Source organism: Prevotella sp. (assembly GCF_051059605.1).
Lineage (GTDB): Bacteria > Bacteroidota > Bacteroidia > Bacteroidales > Bacteroidaceae > Prevotella.
The window spans coordinates 3,156,076-3,175,776 of the sequence record NZ_CP050883.1; the positions used below are offsets into that span (position 1 = coordinate 3,156,076).

Annotated in this window: 12 protein-coding genes; 8 read left to right on the plus strand and 4 right to left on the minus strand. The window is 38.2% G+C overall.

What is annotated here, in order from left to right:
- Positions 1-17: 17 nt before the first annotated feature.
- From HEQ28_RS12260 to HEQ28_RS12280, 5 genes are all read left to right on the plus strand, one after another.
- Positions 18-1,187: a 1-deoxy-D-xylulose-5-phosphate reductoisomerase gene (locus tag HEQ28_RS12260; protein ID WP_434502831.1), complete on the plus strand. Its 1,170-nt coding sequence runs from the start codon at positions 18-20 to the stop codon at positions 1,185-1,187.
- Between the two features lie 15 nt (positions 1,188-1,202).
- A complete protein-coding gene (gene rseP, locus HEQ28_RS12265; RefSeq protein WP_434502833.1) occupies positions 1,203-2,597 on the plus strand; it encodes an RIP metalloprotease RseP in 1,395 nt (464 codons plus the stop codon).
- Between the two features lie 221 nt (positions 2,598-2,818).
- A complete protein-coding gene (gene gltB / locus HEQ28_RS12270; RefSeq protein WP_434502835.1) occupies positions 2,819-7,324 on the plus strand; it encodes a glutamate synthase large subunit in 4,506 nt (1,501 codons plus the stop codon).
- 26 nt (positions 7,325-7,350) lie between these two features.
- Entirely contained in the window at positions 7,351-8,694 is a 1,344-nt protein-coding gene (locus HEQ28_RS12275) for a glutamate synthase subunit beta (RefSeq protein WP_434502837.1), read from the plus strand.
- 74 nt (positions 8,695-8,768) lie between these two features.
- Complete coding sequence (locus HEQ28_RS12280) at positions 8,769-11,021, plus strand: inorganic phosphate transporter (RefSeq protein WP_434502839.1); 2,253 nt, start codon at positions 8,769-8,771, stop codon at positions 11,019-11,021.
- Positions 11,022-11,134: 113 nt separating this feature from the next.
- On the opposite strand, the gene HEQ28_RS12285 is transcribed toward HEQ28_RS12280, so the two are convergent.
- From HEQ28_RS12285 to HEQ28_RS12295, 3 genes are all read right to left on the minus strand, one after another.
- Positions 11,135-11,404, minus strand: coding sequence for a hypothetical protein (locus HEQ28_RS12285; RefSeq protein WP_434502841.1), 270 nt, complete (start codon positions 11,402-11,404; stop codon positions 11,135-11,137).
- Between the two features lie 98 nt (positions 11,405-11,502).
- Complete coding sequence (locus tag HEQ28_RS12290; RefSeq protein ID WP_434502843.1) at positions 11,503-12,285, minus strand: glycosyltransferase family 2 protein; 783 nt, start codon at positions 12,283-12,285, stop codon at positions 11,503-11,505.
- Positions 12,282-13,535: a glycosyltransferase gene (locus tag HEQ28_RS12295; protein ID WP_434502845.1), complete on the minus strand. Its 1,254-nt coding sequence runs from the start codon at positions 13,533-13,535 to the stop codon at positions 12,282-12,284. Before HEQ28_RS12295 ends, HEQ28_RS12290 begins: the two co-directional genes overlap by 4 nt.
- Before the next feature lie 145 nt (positions 13,536-13,680).
- On the opposite strand from HEQ28_RS12295, the gene HEQ28_RS12300 reads away from it, so the two are divergent.
- From HEQ28_RS12300 to HEQ28_RS12310, 3 genes are all read left to right on the plus strand, one after another.
- Entirely contained in the window at positions 13,681-16,152 is a 2,472-nt protein-coding gene (locus HEQ28_RS12300; RefSeq protein ID WP_434502847.1) for a TonB-dependent receptor domain-containing protein, read from the plus strand.
- Positions 16,153-16,389: 237 nt separating this feature from the next.
- Positions 16,390-17,364: a transporter gene (locus HEQ28_RS12305; protein WP_434502849.1), complete on the plus strand. Its 975-nt coding sequence runs from the start codon at positions 16,390-16,392 to the stop codon at positions 17,362-17,364.
- A gap of 35 nt (positions 17,365-17,399) precedes the next feature.
- Positions 17,400-18,455: a glycoside hydrolase family 43 protein gene (locus tag HEQ28_RS12310; protein WP_434502851.1), complete on the plus strand. Its 1,056-nt coding sequence runs from the start codon at positions 17,400-17,402 to the stop codon at positions 18,453-18,455.
- A gap of 271 nt (positions 18,456-18,726) precedes the next feature.
- On the opposite strand, the gene HEQ28_RS12315 is transcribed toward HEQ28_RS12310, so the two are convergent.
- Positions 18,727-19,434 carry a hypothetical protein gene (locus HEQ28_RS12315; RefSeq protein ID WP_434502853.1) on the minus strand — a complete coding sequence of 236 codons (708 nt, stop codon included), beginning with the start codon at positions 19,432-19,434 and terminating at the stop codon, positions 18,727-18,729.
- Positions 19,435-19,701: the final 267 nt, after the last annotated feature.

Here is a 19,701-nt window from a genome sequence, read left to right on the forward strand (position 1 = left end):
CACATTATTATATATTAATGAAGAAACAACAAATATGTATCCTCGGTTCTACGGGAAGTATAGGAACACAGGCGCTTGATGTAATCTCGCAGCATGGAGACTTGTACGAAGTGTACTGTCTCACTGCCAACAACAGCGTTGAGAAACTTTCCGAACAGGCTCATAAGTTTAAGCCTGCTGCAGTGGTTATTGCTAACGAGGAGAAATATAAGGAATTGCAAGACCTGCTTGCTGATGAACCTGACATTAAAATTTATGCGGGAAAGTCGGCGCTTGAACAGATTGTTGAAGCTGAACCTATTGATATGGTTCTTGCTGCAATGGTAGGGTTTTCGGGATTTCTTCCAACAATAAATGCAATCAAGGCACACAAGAAGATTTGTCTTGCCAACAAGGAAACTCTTGTTGTAGCAGGCGAACTTATATGCAATCTTGCAAAGGAAAACCATGTTCCAATATTGCCAGTAGATAGTGAACATAGTGCAATATTCCAAAGTATTGTTGGTGACGCTGACAATGAAATTGAAAAGATATTGCTTACTTGCTCAGGAGGTCCGTTCAGATTATATTCTGATGAACAGTTGAATACTGTGACCGCAGCTGATGCATTGAAGCATCCTACTTGGAATATGGGAGCAAAAATTACTATCGATTCAGCTTCACTTATGAATAAAGGCTTTGAGGTGATGGAGGCTAAATGGCTGTTTGGTGTTCCAGCAGAGAGAATTCAAGTATTGATTCATCCGCAAAGCGTTGTTCACAGTGCTGTGCAGTTTGTTGATGGTGCAGTGAAGGCTCAGTTGGGAGTTCCAGACATGAGGCTACCAATACAATACGCATTCTCATTCCCAACGAGGTTACCTCTGAACGGTGAACGTCTTGACCTGTTCAAACAGCAGAAGCTGGAATTCTTTGAACCGGATATAAAGAAGTTTAAATGTCTTGCTCTGGCTTATGATGCAATTAACAAGGGCGGAAACATGCCTTGTATTCTGAATGCAGCCAACGAAATAGCAAATTCAGCATTCAGAAAGGAGCAATGCTCTTTCAAAGGAATGGCGACGATTATAGAGCAAACTATGGCTAAAGCCACATTTGACAAGAATCCTAATCTTGATGTCTATTTGCAGACAGACAAGGAGGCGCGAGCAATAGCAAGCGAAATCATCAAAAATATTAATGAATAACGAATATAATCAGTAATGGAAGTATTTTTAGTAAGATTATTACAGTTTCTGTTGTCAATATCACTTTTGGTTCTGCTTCATGAGGGAGGACACCTGTTCTTCGCAAAACTGTTTGGAATAAGAGTCGAGAAGTTCTATATATTTATGGACCTTGGAATTGGTAAGTGGGGTGGAAGTCTGTTCCGTTTCAAACCAAAGAAGAGTGACACTGAATATGGTATGGGTTGGTTACCACTAGGTGGCTACTGCAAAATATCAGGAATGATAGACGAAAGCTTTGACACAGAACAGATGTCTAAGCCTGCTGAGGCTTGGGAGTTTCGCTCGAAACCAGCTTGGCAGAGATTGCTTGTTATGATTGGTGGAGTTTCTGTAAACTTCATCCTAGCTCTTTTCATTTATGCAATGTTGATGTTCTCATGGGGCGAGACATACGTTCAGACCAAAGACATGAAGCAAGGTTTCGTGTTTAATGAGGAGGCAAAGAGCTACGGATTCAAGGATCATGATATTCTCCTAGGAACAGAGAACGGAACTTTCAAGGAGTTCGGTGCTAAAATGTATCGTGAAATATCTAAAGCTAAGCGTGTAGATATTATGCGCGACGGCAAGAAGATGAGTATAAACCTTACAGGTGAACTGAATCTGCTGGATATGATAAAGACAACGCCTGCGTTCTGTCTTCCTTATGTTCCTGCAAATGTGGACTCAGTAATGGCTGGAGGCCCTGCCGCTAAGGCTGGAATAAAGAAGGGTGACAAGATTGTTGCACTTAATGGTAAGAAGATAACTTCTTCTAATCAGTTTACCAACGAATTATCAATCCTTGACGATGTTCTTGCTGCTGCAAAGACTCATGCAGATAGTGTTAAGGTGCGCACGGTAACTGTAGGCGTTATTGCAAATGGTGCAGATTCTGCTGTCGCAAAAAAGATGTTGCTTACACCAGACTTGAAACTTGCTGTTGGTTTCCCTGGAATTAATACCCTTTACACTCCTTTCCATAAGAGCTATGGTTTCTTTGAGAGTATTCCTGCTGGAATCAAATATGGTTGGGATATTCTTCATGGTTACGTGAGCGATATGAAATATGTATTCTCTGCAGACGGAGCTAAGAGTCTTGGAGGTTTTGGAGCTATTGGCAGTATGTTCCCATCTACATGGGATTGGTACGTATTCTGGAAGATGACAGCTTTCTTGAGCATTATTCTTGCTTTCATGAATATTCTCCCAATTCCTGCACTCGACGGTGGACACGTTCTGTTCCTTATATATGAAATTATCACTGGACGAAAGTTAGGTGAAAAGTTTATGATTAGAGCAGAATACATCGGAATATCTATTTTGATATTATTAATGGTGGTCGCCAATCTCAACGATATTTTACGTTGGCTGGGCTACATGCATTAAGAAAAATCTTGTTTTTTTAATAAAGTGCCAAACTGTAAGCTTTCTGAATCAGAATGCTTACAGTTTGTTTTGTTTTTGATTAGATATAATAACATTCTGTTATTAGGATTGATAATTAAATAAATTATAGTGAACGTTTAGATACACTTAAATGTCATTTTGAAACTTATTTAGTACTTTTGCAATCAGATTGAAAGGCAAACAAGAAAATTACTAAATAAATGCAGCAAGAAACAACCAACGGATTGTATAATGCCAGCAACGAACACGATGCGTGTGGTGTTGGTATGATAGTTAATATTCATGGCAATAAAAGTCATGATATAGTTGACAGTGCTCTTAAAGTTCTTGAAAACTTACGTCACCGTGGAGCGGAAGGCGCAGATGGGAAGACTGGAGATGGTGCAGGAATATTGCTACAAATTCCTCACGAGTTTATATTGTTACAAGGTATTCCAGTTCCTGAGAAGGGAAAATATGGAACAGGTCTGGTGTTTTTGCCTAAAGAAAAGAAACGCCAGCAGGAGATTCTCTCAATAATGATTGAGGAAATAGAGCGCGAGGGTTTGTCCCTGATGCATTTGAGAAATGTTCCTACTAATCCAGAATGCTTGGGTGAGGCTGCTATTTCTACGGAGCCAGACATCAAGCAGATTTTCGTAACTGGTGTTACTGATGATAAAGTAGATAGCTTTGAACGTACCTTATATATAATAAGAAAGAAGATTGAAAAACGTGTAGCTGATGAAGACTTCTATATATGTTCATTATCTAATAAGAGTATCGTATATAAGGGTATGCTGTCTAGTTTGCAGCTTCGTCAATACTATCCTGACCTTACAAACAATTACTTCACTAGTGGAATCGCACTTGTACATAGCCGTTTCAGTACCAATACATTCCCAACATGGAGTCTTGCACAGCCATTCAGAATGCTTGCGCACAATGGTGAAATCAATACTATCCGCGGAAACCGTGGATGGATGCAGGCACGTGAATCAGTATTGTCTTCAAAACGACTGGGAAGTGTAAGCGACATTTCGCCTATAATCCAGCCAGACATGAGCGACTCTGCCAGTCTTGACAATGTATTTGAATTCTTTGTAATGAGTGGTTTGTCATTGCCTCACGCAATGGCTGTAATGGTGCCTGAGAGTTTCAACGACAAGAACCCTATCAGTGAAGACCTGAAGGCATTCTATGAATATCATTCTATATTGATGGAGCCTTGGGACGGTCCTGCTGCTTTGCTGTTCAGTGATGGTAGATATGCTGGTGGAATGCTAGACCGTAACGGTTTACGTCCTGCACGTTACACGATTACGAAGAACGACACCATGGTTGTTGCTAGTGAAGTTGGAGTTATGGACTTTGATCCTAGCGAGATTGCCGAAAAGGGACGTCTGCAACCAGGTAAGATATTGCTTATTGATACTCTCGATGGTAAAATATATTATGATGGTGAGATCAAGGAACGCCTTGCAGCGCAGCATCCTTATCGTCAATGGTTAAACACTAACCGTATTGAACTTGAAAAGATTCATAGCGGAAGAAAGATTTCTAATAAAATAGACGATCTTAAAATAAAGGAAATTGAATTCGGATTTGGTGAGGAAGACATCAACGACACAATTATCCCAATGGCAACAAGTGGACAGGAACCTACTGCATCAATGGGTAATGATACTCCATTGGCAGTATTATCAGACAAGCCACAGTTGTTCTTTAATTATTTCCGTCAGCAGTTCGCTCAGGTAACCAACCCTGCGATAGATTCTATTCGTGAGAATCTTGTGATGAGTCTTACTGAATACATTGGTAGGGTAGGCACAGGAATACTTAATCCAGACGAGACAAACTGCAAGATGGTGAGACTTTCTCATCCAATCTTGACAAATACACAGTTGGATATACTTTGTAACATCAGATACAAGGGATTCAACACGATAAAACTTCCAATAACTTTTGATGGATCAAGGGGTGGAGACGGATTGCATGATGCACTTGATGAATTGTGTAGCCGTGCCGAAAAGAGTGTTGACGATGGTTACAATTACATCATACTCACCGACCGTGAATCAGATGATAATAATGTAGCAATGCCTTCATTGCTTGCAGTGAGTGCAGTACACCATTATCTTATAAGTGTTGGAAAGCGTGTGCAGACAGCCCTTATTGTAGAGAGCGGTGACATACGCGAGGTAATGCATGCAGCATTGCTTCTTGGTTATGGAGCTTCTGCGCTGTGCCCTTATATGACTTACGCAATACTTGATGACATTGTAAAGAAAGGAAAGATTCAGGAAAATTATAATACAGCTGAAGCAAACTATATAAAGGCTGTAAAGAAAGGTTTGTTCAAGATAATGGCGAAGATGGGAATCAGTACAATTCGCAGTTATCGTGGTGCAAAGATTTTCGAGAGCATTGGACTTTCAGAGAGTCTGCTCAATACATATTTCGGAACAGAGACAAGTACAATTGGAGGTATCGGACTTGACACAATAGCAAAAGATGCAATCGCAATGCACGATGACAGTATTGAGGCTCGCGAGAAAAAGTCAGAAACTCCTCTTCCTACTCTTGGACAGTTTCATTGGCGCAAGGATGGAATACAGCATGCATGGAATCCTGAGACTATTGCCACTTTGCAGTTGGCTACAAAAACAGGGAACTATGATACATTCAAAAAATATACAGCCTTTGCCGATAAGAAGGAAAAGCCTATTTTCATACGCGATTTCTTTGATTTCAAGCGTCGTCCTATTCCAATAGAGAAAGTTGAACCTGTTGAGAATATAGTAAAGCATTTCGTAACAGGAGCAATGAGTTTCGGAGCTTTGTCTAAAGAGGCTCATGAGGCACTTGCATTGGCAATGAATAAGCTCGGTGCACGAAGCAACACCGGAGAAGGTGGTGAAGACGAAGATCGTTTCCACTCAACATTTGACGGAATAAGCCTTAATAGTAAGACAAAGCAGGTTGCCAGTGGACGTTTCGGTGTAACAACGGAATATCTTACGAATGCAGAGGAAATACAGATAAAGGTTGCACAGGGTGCTAAACCAGGTGAAGGTGGTCAGCTTCCAGGCTTTAAGGTAGATGAAATTATAGCAAAGACTCGCCATTCTATTCCTGGTATCAGTCTAATATCTCCTCCTCCTCATCACGATATTTATAGTATTGAGGACTTAAAACAACTTATCTTCGACTTGAAGAATGTTAATCCACATGCAGCAATAAGTGTTAAGTTAGTTGCAGAGAGCGGAGTTGGAACTATTGCAGCTGGAGTTGTTAAGGCAAAAGCTGATTTGGTTGTAATCTCTGGTGCAGAAGGTGGAACAGGTGCAAGTCCTGCATCAAGTATGCGCTTTGCTGGAATATCTCCAGAAATAGGACTTTCAGAAACTCAGCAGACTCTTGTAAAGAACGGTCTGCGTTCATTAGTACGCTTGCAGGTAGACGGTCAGTTGAAAACTGGTAGAGATGTTATCATGATGGCTCTTCTCGGTGCAGAGGAATTCAGTTTCGGAACATCAGTCCTTATCACTCTTGGTTGCGTGATGATGCGTAAGTGTAATAAGAATACTTGTCCAATGGGTGTTGCAACTCAGGATCCAAAACTTCGTGCACACTTCCGTGGAAGTTATAAGTATGTAGTAAACTACTTCACATTCTTAGCTCAGGAAATAAGAGAATATCTTGCAGAAATGGGCTATACAAGTCTTAATGATATTGTTGGTCACACAGAACTTCTTGTGCCTCTTGCTACAGACGATGCAAAGTTGTCTACTCTAGATTTCACACGCTTATTGCATAAGGAAACTGGCGATAGCAGCATGTATTGCACAAAGAGTCAGGAGCATGATCTTGAAGGAATACTAGATAAGCAAATTATAAAAGGTTCTAAGAAAGCTATCGAAACTAATGGTGAGGTAGACCTAGACTTCGCAATAAAGAATACAGACCGTGCCGTTGGTACAATGCTCAGCGGATACATAGAAAAATATAAGTCAGACCTACGTGAGAAAGGTAACAACAAGGTTGTAGAACCAACTATCAACGTCAAGTTTAAAGGTGCAGCCGGTCAGAGTTTTGGAGCATTCCTTGTTAATGGAGTTGATTTCAAACTAGAGGGTGAAACCAATGACTACTTCGCAAAGGGTTTGAGTGGAGGTCGTATTTCTATCCTTCCTCCTATTCGTTCAAACTTCAATGCAGAGGATAATATCATTGCTGGTAATACTGGACTTTATGGAGCAACAAGCGGAGAACTTTACATCAACGGTAAGGTAGGTGAACGTTTCGGAGTAAGAAACTCTGGTGCGATATCTGTAATCGAAGGTGCCGGTGATCACTGCTGTGAATATATGACAGGTGGACGCATTGTAGTGCTTGGTGAGACAGGTCGCAACTTCGCAGCCGGAATGAGTGGTGGTGTTGCTTATGTTTGGGATAAAAATCACAACTTCGATTACTTCTGTAATATGGATATGGTTGAGATTAACCTTGTTGAGGAAAGCAGCTACCGCAAGGAACTTCATGAACTCATCCGTCAGCATTACCTCTATACAGGATCTAAGTTGGCAAGAACGATGCTTGATGACTGGAGCAAATACGTAGAAGACTTTATTCAGGTTGTTCCTATCGAATACAAGCGAGTTTTGCAGGAAGAGCAAGTTAAGAAACTTCAACAGAAAATTGCAGATATGCAAAGAGACTATTAACGGTAAGAAAGTAAGAAAATTAAGATATGGGAAATCCAAAAGCATTTCTATCCGTGCCACGTAAAGAGGCAGGATATAGACCAATCCACGATAGAATCCACGACTATGGTGAAGTGGAACAGACACTTAACAGTAATGACCGCCGTACACAAGCTTCACGCTGTATGGATTGCGGTGTGCCATTCTGTCATTGGGCTTGTCCATTAGGTAACAAACCACCAGAGTGGAATGATGCCTTGTTTAAAGGTGATTGGCAGCTTGCGTATGAATTGTTGACCACAGATAATGACTTTCCTGAGTTCACAGGACGTATTTGTCCTGCGTTGTGTGAGAAAGCCTGCGTGTTGAATCTTATGGATCACAATCCTACGACAAACCGCGAAGATGAGTGTGCAATTATTGAGCATGCGTTCTCTGAAGACTACGTACAGCCACGCATCCCAAGTCGTAACGGAAAGACTGTGGCTGTGATTGGTGGAGGTCCTGCAGGACTTGCTGCTTCAACACGACTGAATCAGCTTGGTTACAAGGTAACAGTTTTTGAAGCTTGTGAGAGTGCTGGTGGATTGCTTAGATATGGTATCCCTAACTTTAAGCTGAACAAGGCTATCATAGATCGTAGAATTGCTCTTCTTGAAGCTGAAGGTATTGAGTTTAAGTACAATCAGAATATAGATTCAACAAAATTGCCTAAGGGTTATGATGCTTATGTAGTTGCTACAGGTACCCCAACGGCTCGTGATCTAAGTATTCCTGGACGTGAACTAAATGGCGTTTACTTAGCCCTTGAAATGCTTTCACAACAAAACAGAGTTCTTGCAGGAATGCAGTTCAAAAACAATGAACTAGTAAATGCAAAAGGCAAAGATGTTCTTGTGATTGGTGGTGGTGATACAGGTAGTGACTGTATTGGAACAGCTAACAGACAAGGTGCTAAGAGTGTGACACAGATAGAGATTATGCCTAAGCCTCCTGTTGGACCTGAAGATCCAAATAGTCCATGGCCTAATTGGCCTCGCACGATGAAGACTACATCAAGTCATGAGGAAGGATGTACACGTCGTTGGAATATCAACTCATTGGAATTCCTTGGGAAAGATGGAAAACTTACAGGAGTAAAAGTACAGGAAATAACATGGGAACCTAATCCTGAAGGAGGACGCCCAATAATGAAGCCTGTAGGAAAACCAGAAATCATAAAGGCTGACATGGTATTGTTGGCAATGGGATTCCTAAAACCACAGCATCCGCAGTTCCAAGATAATGTTTTTGTTGTCGGAGATGCTGCCAGTGGTGCAAGTCTTGTTGTAAGAGCTCTTGCCAGTGGTAGAGATATTGCAGAAGAAATAGACCGCAAGTTGTCACACTAATGTAACATTTGTTTAAAGCGGTTGTAATATATTGCTTCTACCTTTGTACCAAATTAAATTTATTTGTTGCAAAGGTGGAAACAATATATTTTTGTATTGTCGTATTTCTGCTATGTTTGGCAGTATTCGACCTCTTCGTTGGAGTGAGCAATGACGCTGTAAACTTCCTCCAGTCAGCTATAGGAGCTAAAGTTGCCAAATTCAGAACGGTACTTATCATAGCGTCATTTGGCGTTGTGGTAGGAGCCATTATGTCTTCGGGAATGATGGATGTTGCTCGTCATGGAATTATTATGCCGAGTGAATATTCATTTGAAGAGGTAATGACAATATTTCTTGCAGTAATGGTTACTGACGTAATTATACTTGATGTTTTCAATACACTCGGAATGCCTACGTCCACTACTGTTTCGCTTGTGTTTGAACTTCTTGGCGGAGCATTTGTAATAGCTACGATAAAGATGATTTCAGACGGGAGTCTAGGCTATGGAATGCTTCTCAATACCGATAAAGCTCTGAGCGTGATAGTCGCTATCTTTGTATCTGTGGCAATAGCTTTTGTATTTGGTGTAATCGTAATGTGGCTTTCTAGATTGGTGTTTACATTCAACTACAAACACCAGTCACAAATATTGACGGTGGTATTTGGAGGAATTGCCTTCACTGCTCTTTCATATTTTATATTTCTGAAAGGACTTGGAAAAAGCCCGTATATAAGTGCTACAGTAAGTGATTATATAAGTGTCAACACAGGAATGCTGATCGTTTATACATTCGTAGCCTCAACAATTATTATGCAGATAATGCATTGGCTAGGCTGTAATATATTCAAATTTGTTGTACTAATGGGAACGTTTGCCCTTGCTATGGCTTTTGCAGGTAACGACCTAGTTAATTTCATTGGAGTGCCGCTTGCCGGACTTGATTCATTCAATGATTTCGTGACAAATGCGAATGGAGCTTCGGCAAGTTCTTTTCACATGGGCTCGCTAATGGCTAGCGCAAAAACTCCTCCATTATATTTGCTTGGTGCAGGAGTGATAATGATTATAGCAATGGCTAAATCAAAGAAGGCTCACAACGTGATAAAGACTTCTATTGATTTGAGTCGACAAGACGAGGGCGACGAGATGTTTGGAAGTTCTAAAACCGCAAGATCAATAGTTCGATTTACGCAAAATTCAAATAATTTTATAACAAAGGCTTTACCAGTATGTGTTACTAAATGGATAGATAGTCGTTTCAATAAGCGAGACATGATCCTTGAAAATGAAAATGCAGCCTTTGACATTGTGAGGGCGGCAGTGAATCTTGTACTTGCATCAATGCTGATTACAATAGGAACAAATTATAAGTTGCCGCTTTCAACCACCTATGTTACATTTATGGTAGCAATGGGCTCAAGTCTTGCCGACAGGGCTTGGAGCAGAGAAAGTGCCGTATTCCGAGTAACTGGTGTTATAAGTGTGATTGGTGGATGGTTTATCACTGCAGGATTGGCATTTATTGCATGTGCCTTAGTGTGTCTGTTGATGTATTATGGTGGAATAATTGCTAAGGTCATTTTTATGGTTGCTGTTATCATAACCCTTATTCGTTCTAATCGCAATTTCTCACGCAAGTCAAAGGAGACTGAAAATGAGGATAATGCCTTCCGTCTTATGATGCGTTCAAATGATCCTGAAATAGTATGGGATTTACTTCGCAACCATGTTAGTCGTACTCAGAGCTATGTAAATAGATTTGCATTAAGCCAATACAATAAAATTGTCGAGGGACTCGCTGAAGAGAATGTGCGTGAATTGGGTAAGTGTACTAAACAGCTGAAAACAGAGCTGCAAACATTAAAGAAATATAGGCGACAGGAAATGCTTGCATTAAAGAAATTACCTTTTGATATAGCAATAGAGCGCAACACGTGGTTTCATCTTGGAGCTAATTCTGATCAACAGTTTATATACAGCCTCCGCCGTATGCTTGAACCAATAAAGGAACATGTAGATAATAATTTCAATCCACTTCCTGCAGGATACATTACTGAATATAGCAAGATAAACCATAAGGTAAATGACTTGATGAAACAATCAGAAGCACAGATATCTACAGGTAGATATGATAACTACCGTGACATTCTTTCTGAGGCTGATACATTGAAAAATCAGTTATCGGCACTTCGTAAAATTCATATTGACAGAATACAATGTAGCGAAGACGACAGTGAAATGCAAATAAATATGGTCTATCTTAATTTGCTTCAGGAAACTCAAGAATTCATGAGTGCAATGAGGCACCAACTTAGAGCAGCAAAGAAGTTTATAGACAATTAAAAATGCGTTTGCATTTATAATATATGATGTTCCATTAAACAAATCACCCGTTCATCAATGTTGAAAAAATCATATTGATAAACGGGTGATGATATTTGCTAAGGAGTAAGTTACTATTTAACCACCTTCTTTGCAGCAGTTTTACTACAAGTCTTGGCTGCATCTTTGCAAGCCTTAGCATCTTTCTTGCAACACTTTTTGGCGTCAGTTGCATTCTTGCAACAAGCTTTTCCACCCTTGCAGGCTTTGTCGGCATCAGCCTTGTTAGCCTTTGCACACTGTTCAACTTTATTGCATTTCTTTTCTGCCTGCTTTACATTCTGAGCATTAGCGAAACTGATGGCAGCTACCATAAGAACCGCACTTAAAACGATTTTCTTCATAGTTTAATAATTTATTTAGTTATTAAAAATCAATTCACAAATATAGTGTTATCCTGTCATAAAAAGAAATATTTTATCTGATTATAACATTTTTCACTTTATTTTTGTAATATCCCACGAAAGACAAACCACAAGTGCATGAATGTTGTAGTGATAAATCCATAATGTCTGCACATTATATGATAACGTTCCTTGAGCGATTCCTTATGATTTTTGATGCTCATACCTCCTTCAAGATAGTTCACCACTACGGTATCTACGTACCTTAAAGGTAGATTGTTACGTTTTGCATCCTTCATAACTCTAATGCACCAGTCGATATCAGCAGACAATTTGTAGTGTAGGTCATAATTATTGCGCTTAGCGATATCCGTACGTGCATAGAATGCTTGATGACATACTAGCATGCCATGTAAGAATGAGCGCCAACTGAGATGCGAAGGTGGTGAGAGTCGGCGATGGCGTAAAAAAGTTCCGTTGTCATCTACAATATCTGTATTACCATAAAGTACTCCTGGCAATTCCTCACCTTCGCCTACCATACTGGCAATCGTTTCTAAAGTGGATGAAGATGGAAATGCGTCTCCGGCATTCAGAAACACTAAATAGTTCCCCGAAGCTTTATTTATACCCTTGTTCATTGCATCATACAAACCATTATCGGGTTCAGAAGTTATTTTAATCTCATGTCCGTTATTCGCTGAGGAAGAACGAAGCTCATACTCTGTTGCAATAGAAACGGTTTTATCATTAGAAGCACCGTCAATAATAAGATGTTCAATATCTGGAAAAGTCTGTTTCAATACACTATCTAATGTTCGCACAATGACATTCTCTGCATTGTAAGTAATAGTGATGACAGTTATCTTTATTTTGTTCATGCTTTGATACCTAAAAAATTACAATATAAGTCTATATATTTTGCTGCAACTACATTTTCAGAATACATTCTTATTACATGCTCCCTGAGTTGCAATTTGTCAATATCCGCTTTTATAGCCCATACAATGCCTTCAGCCAGACTCTCGACAGATAGATAATCGGCAAGAAATCCATTAACTTTGTGTTGTATAATATCTGTTTGTCCACTATTATTGAAAGAAACAGGTATACACCCACAAGCCTGAGCTTCTATGAGCGTCTGCCCAAAAGTCTCGTATAATGAAGAAGAAACAGCTACATTAGCCGCAGAATATACAGTAGATAACCCATCTTCATCCTTTATAGTTCCCAAATAAGTGTATTCAATAGGCAGCGCCTTGAGAACACCAGAATCTTTCATCCCCCCGAACAAGACTAGATGCAGTTCCTCACGTTTTATAATTCCATTTTTGATAATGTATGAAATCGCATCACACAAATAGTTTAATCCTTTTATAGGCGTGTCTAATCTTGCAGCTCCGAAGGCTATTATATATTTATCAGGTAATGATAATTTCTCACGTGAACTGTTACGATTCTTAAGCACAAATTTTGATAATGATATCGAATTCGGGATAACGTTGATAGAATGCTCATACATCAAAGGACTTTCGCCAGCTATATTAGCTAACCATGTACTTACAGCTACAAAATTTATATTAGTATTTTTTAGTATCTTCTGTTTTTTGTCGAACACAGATCTAGATACATCTTTATTGCCTGGAAAGCGAAGAAATTGACAATTACCACATCCGTTTTTATAGTTTTCACATCCAAAGGCATAATGACAAATTCCTGTGCATTCCCACATGTCGTGCATCGTCCACACAATATGTTTGCCACTTTTGACAATTTTACGCAAACTATTTAATGATAGAAAACCTTGATTAATCCATTGCAAATGAATTATGTCTGCCTCCTTAAACTCTATTGTATTTGTAATATCAATACCGGTATTGGCAATGGAAACAGTGAAAAGATTCTTTCGCTGAAAAAGATTTTTTGTCCAGATAACAAATCTTTCATAAAGAAAATTGAACTTATTTCTAAAATGAGTTCCTGTTGTAGCTACACATATTGATTCTGTCTGCTTGTTCATAACAAGCATTTTTGCCTTGACGCCGTTATTATTCAGAGCGTTCATAAGACGGTTTGCTGCAACTGCTGCTCCGCCTGTACTCTCGCTTGTATTTACAATAAGTACTCTCATCGCGTGTGACTATTATTCATAAAAATTATTCATGCAAAGATAAGATAAGTAGAGGTAAGAACAAAATAAAAATAAGAATATTCTAATTTCCTTGCAACTTTTTTCCAGTTATTGCGTCTAAACAAAAGAAACTAATAAAATAGAGATGAAAAAGTTATTTTTACTAGCCATGATTACCCTGCTCTTTAGCGGAAGTATGATGGCACAAAAGACTACTATTAGTGGTACATTGAAAGATTCAATTCAGAATGCCACAGAACCTTATGCTACGATTAGAGTGTATAAGCCAGGAAACTTACAGAAGCCTATAGCAATGTCGTTGACTGATGGAGACGGAAAAATTAAGCAGGTTGTAGATGGTAAGGGAACATTTGTTATTACATTTAATTCAGTAGGTAAAAAACTTGTAAAACGTGAGTTTACAATAAATGGTGAACCAACTGTGGATTTGGGTAATGTATATACGTTTGATGATTCTAAAGCATTGAAAGGTGTAGAGATTGTTGCTCAGAAGCCTGTCGTTAAAATGGAAACCGACAAGATGACTTATAATGTTCAGGAAGATGTCGACTCAAAAAGCATGACTCTTCTGGATATGATGCGTAAGGTTCCTATGGTTACAGTAGATGGTCAGGATAATATAACTGTGAATGGTTCTAAGTCATTCAAGATTCTTGTTGACGGTAAGGAAAATCCTATGTTTCAAGCAAATGCATCGCAAATTTTTAAGTCTATACCGGCTTCAATGGTAAAAAATATTGAGGTGGTCACAAATCCAGGTGCAAAATATGATGCAGAAGGTACCGCAGGTATATTGAATATAAAGTTTAATCACGATTCTGGTCAAAAGCAAAATATGGATGGATACAGCGGAAACGTGAGTGCAACTGTTGGTAATAAGAGTGATCGTATGTCTGCATATATAGGCGGGCAGCAAGGTAAACTCACATATAGTGCAAACGCAACCGTGGGTTATCAGGATATGAAAGATATAGATGTCAACTTAGAACAAACAAAGATAGTCAACGGTCAGAATTCAGTTATGAAATACAATCAGAAATCCGACCAAAAAGTGCCTTTTGAAATGGGAAATCTTAACTTAGGATATGAAATAGATTCCCTAAGTACGATTAATGCCGGAATTGGACTTACATCTTTTGAATCCAAAATTAATGGAACTCCTTTCACTACAATGGAAGGTGGAATATATGGAAGTGGACATTCTTATAGCAACAAAATGAGTACAAAAGAGTCTAGCGTAGGATTTAATGGAAACATTGACTATCAGCGATTCTTCGACAGTGAGCATAAATCTTCTATCACTTTAAGTTATCTATTCAGTAATACTCCTTCAAAGGAGAAAAGTACACGTAACCAATACGAACCAAAACAAGAAACTGGCGACATGTATTCAGACATGGAAACCAACGGACGTACACATACTTTACAGGTAGACCTCGTGAATGCCTTGTCAAAGAATACAACTCTCAATACTGGTGTAAAATATATCTATAGGCATAACAAGTCTGATTCAAAATATTATGACTATAAGGGTGACGAGCAAGTGCTGAATGCTGATAACAGTGTGAAATACAATAATGATCAGTCTATTCTTGCTGGATATGCTGAATATGTAGCTACAATGAATAAATTCAGTACAAAAGCTGGATTGAGATATGAACATACTTGGGAAAATATTAAATATCCAGAACAAACAGGGAAAAACTTCAAGAAAGACTATGGATGTCTCGTACCTTCGTTCACATTAAGTTACGCGATGACTCCGATGAGCAATCTTGGCGTAAACTATTCAATGCACATACTCCGTCCTGGTATTTCTTATCTTAATCCATATGTTGACCGTTCAGACCCTACGTTTATATCATATGGTAATCCAAAACTTGATGTTGAAAAATCACATTATGTAAGTTTGGTTTACAATATGTATAGTGCCAAATTCATGATGAATATGACTCTTGGACAGAACTTCTGCAACAACCAAATTGCTGAATATTCTTTTGTAGATAAAGACAACGTGCTTAACACTACACGTAGAAACAATACAAAGAACAGATGGACAAACTTTAATATGTTTGCCCGTTGGACAATAAGCAAAACTTCAAGTCTGATGATGAATGGTTCAGTAGATTATGGAGATATGCGCTCAAAGGAACTAAATTGTAGCAACAACGGATGGCAGGGTAACATTTATGCTAGTCTTGAGCAGGTGTTGCCACTTAACATCAAATGGAGTCTAGGTTTATTTGCTAAGACACGTGACTATAATATTCAGGGTTACTCTGGTGGAATGCAGTTCCTGAACACTTCGTTTACAAAACAGTTGTTCAAAGATAGACTTTCACTAAGCGTGCAATATGTTAATCCAATGAGAAGTAAACTTAAGATTACTTCATATAGTGCAGGTGCAGACTTCATCAATAGAAGTCAATACTCTATTCCTCTTCATATGATTTCTTTCACAGCAGCTTGGAAGTTTGGTAACAGCAATAAGCAGTATGGCCAACACAAGAGCAATATCACAAATGATTTTGATGAAAAGGATAAGAAGGGTGCTGGCTCAGGAATGGGTGGAGTAGGTCAAGGTGTAGGAATGTAATAATGTAGTATGCCATAACTATAACCGACAAAAGGTGCGACGTCATTTTGATATCGCACCTTTGTCTTTATTTATCATTATGGCAAGTAATCGTGTTTGTTATTTACATATTTAGTATTTAATAACAAAAAAGGCAGCACAACCGTTTGTCGGTATCAGGAAATAAAGTATCTTTGCATTATAATATAACAGTATTCGGCATAAAAAATATTATGCCTCTCGAGAAAATTAATAATTATGGTTGTAATTAAATTTTTAAAGAATTGGACTTTGCCGATAGCGATTGTTGTAGGAATAATACTATATTTTATATTTCATTTAGTTCCTTTTTTGTCTCCAATAGCAGAATGGTATGCTCCATATAATGGAAATGTACTACCTGATTTCATGTTCCTAATATTATTTGTAATCTTTTGTAAGGTTGATTTTAGGAAACTTCTTCCTGTTAAGTGGCACTTCTGGATATGTTTACAGCAGATATTATTTGTATCTTCTCTTGTTGGTATTATTGTTGCATTTAAACTTCATAATGAAGCTCTTATAATGTTGGAAGCTATACTTGTTTGTATTATTGGACCATGTGCGGCAGCTACTGCGGTGATAACAGCAAAATTAGGTGGTAGTCTTGAAGAAATGACTACGTATACTTTTATATCCAACTTTATTTCAGCATTGATGATACCTATATGTTTTCCACTTCTTGATAAATCATCAGCAAGTTTTGATTTCTTACCTACGTTTTTTACAATACTATATAAAGTGAGTGTCGTATTGCTACTTCCTATGGTATTAGCATATATTGTAAAACATGGTATAAAGCCATTACATCGGGTTGTTGTAAGTATAAAAGATTTAAGTTATTATATGTGGGGTGGTTCACTTGTCGTATTATCAGGAACAACCGCCATGAATATAGTTGAAGCATGGAAACATACTTCATTATGGTTTTTGCTTTCAATTGCACTTATGTCACTGATGCTTTGTATTATTCAGTTTGCTACAGGACGTTTCATTGGTCATTATTTTGATAAAACGGTTGAGGCAGGGCAGGCTTTAGGACAAAAAAATACGCCTTTTGCGATTTGGGTCGCGACTGCATTTCTCAATCCCTTGTCGTCTGTTGGTCCTGGCTGTTATATTTTGTGGCAGAATGTTATCAATAGTGTTGAAATATGGTTATCAAGAAAAAATGAAAATAAAAAAGTTTCATGATAAAAATCTATCAATAAATAAAAACAATAAAATCTATGAATTTTAAAAATCTACTGCTATCATTTCTGCTTCTAGGAAGTGCTACGATGGTAACAGCACAAAACAAAGTGAAAGGTGATTATGGTTATCTGTATTGTCACATGAGTGATTTGGGAGAATGGACTGCATTTGCCGTAAGCCGTGATGGCGTAAACTATCAGGACATAATTGGAGGAAAACCTATTTTCGACTCAAAGCAACTTGCACGTATCGAGGGAGGTACACGTGATGCTTTTGTTACACGTACGTCTGACGGAAAATCATATATCATGGTGACTACTGATATGTGTGTGGCAAACAGTCATAAATGGGATAATTATGGTATAGACCTCTTAAAGAGCAATGATCTTATTCACTGGACTAGTATTACATTTGATTACAGAAAGGGACAACAAATTTTTTGTGATTCAGCAACAGCAAAAAGCACTTATAAAGATTGGTCTACTATAAACCGTGTATGGGCTCCTCAGATATTCTGGGATCCAAATTATACATGGGATAATGGCGAAAAAGGCGGATACATGATTTATTACTCAATGCTGAATAGACCAGAAGAGGGATATGACAGAATGTATTACAGTTATGCTGATAAAACTTTCACTAAACTTACTACTCCTAAACTACTTTTTGATTGGGGGTATGCAACTATTGATGCTGATATCAACTATTTGCCTTCGGACGGAAAGTATCATATGCTCATTAAAAAAGAAGGTGGAAAGCCTGGTATATATACCGCTACTTCTAGCAAGTTGACTTCAGGCTGGAGTGAACCTATCGAAGATGATTATGTTAACTTTGAAGGTAATAAAAAGACAGAAGGTAGCAGTGCATTCCAACCAATAGGAAGCGATGAGTGGCGTGTGGCTTATGTTGAATACAGTAGTCGTCCACATCGTTATCGTATTTGCAAGGCTGATAAGAATATGCGTAATTTCCATGATCCTGTTGACATAAATGGTGTAACTGGACCACAGCACGGAAGTTTCATGCGTATAACCAAGCAAGAATACAATAGACTTTTGAAATTAAATAAGCTTGATGAAAAGAAATAATATATAATTTATATTATTGATATATGTAAAAGATGGTTCAACCGATTTATCGGATTAACCATCTTTTATTTTTATATGTTTGATGATTGCTGTTTTTTCATGCAAAAGCTTAATTGTTCTCATGTTTGGGGCATGTTAAGGTATTATCAATGATGCAGAAAACAAATATTATTATTTCATAATTCAATCACACCATTGCTCGAATGCAAACATAAAAAATCCCTTGCACTCTAACAAAAAAGGACAAGGGATTTGCGCATATGTTGATAATCTAAGGTTTTAATGTAAATCCAAAAAGTAAATAAGCTTTCTGTGTACTTGGATTAGCTGTTATTCCAGCGAATATAGGAATAGTAAAACTGTCGCTCACGCGAATGTCTTTTGTTGCTTTTAAAGAAACATTGGTGACTGCAAAGCCATTTGCTTTAGCGTAGAAACTAGTTGCATAAGGTACTGCACCTATTGTGGCATTCCAGTTAAGACCACCCAGAGCAAATGGAATATTAGCTTCAGCATAAGATGAGTATGCTCGTTTCCCATCTTTATTTAGTCCATCGTTTCCCGCAAAGTTTGTATACCAGTTTAGTGAGAACTTCCCGAAATCATAACCTACATTTCCCTCAAAAACGTGTGATGTGTTGTGAGCAGAATAACTGAAATATTTGTCTATGGGAGTATTAAACCAATAGTCGGTTATTCCAACATGGAATTTTCCAATTGCATAGGCTGCCGTTATATCAAACTCTTTAGTGTCGTCTTTGTCACTTAATCCAACGTTGCCCCATCCTGTAAGCGACAAACCTTTGTAGTTTAAGCCTAATGTTGGTTGTAAAGAAACATCTCCCAGATCCTGTCCACGCCAGATATACTGGTTAACAACATCTGCACTTACAGTTCCGCTAACATTATCCTGAGCGTTTACTGGCATAGCGAAGGCAATCATTCCGATAACCATTGCTGATAAAACTTTATTTACCATAAATAATCTTTTTTAGTTGTAACTAATTTATAAATACTAATAGATACTAAGTCATCTCTTTTTTTTTGTTGTGTGAAAAATATGAAGACCATAAGTGTTATTTGTACATATAACAAAATGAACTACACTATTATGGTCAATGATTCTATGCTGATAATGCTGAATGCGTGTGCATTTAGAAATCCAAATTCATGCTTGTAAATGCGTGATTAATGGATAAAAGCAACATTAATATGGTGTCTACTGATATATAGCTAAATATTGTGT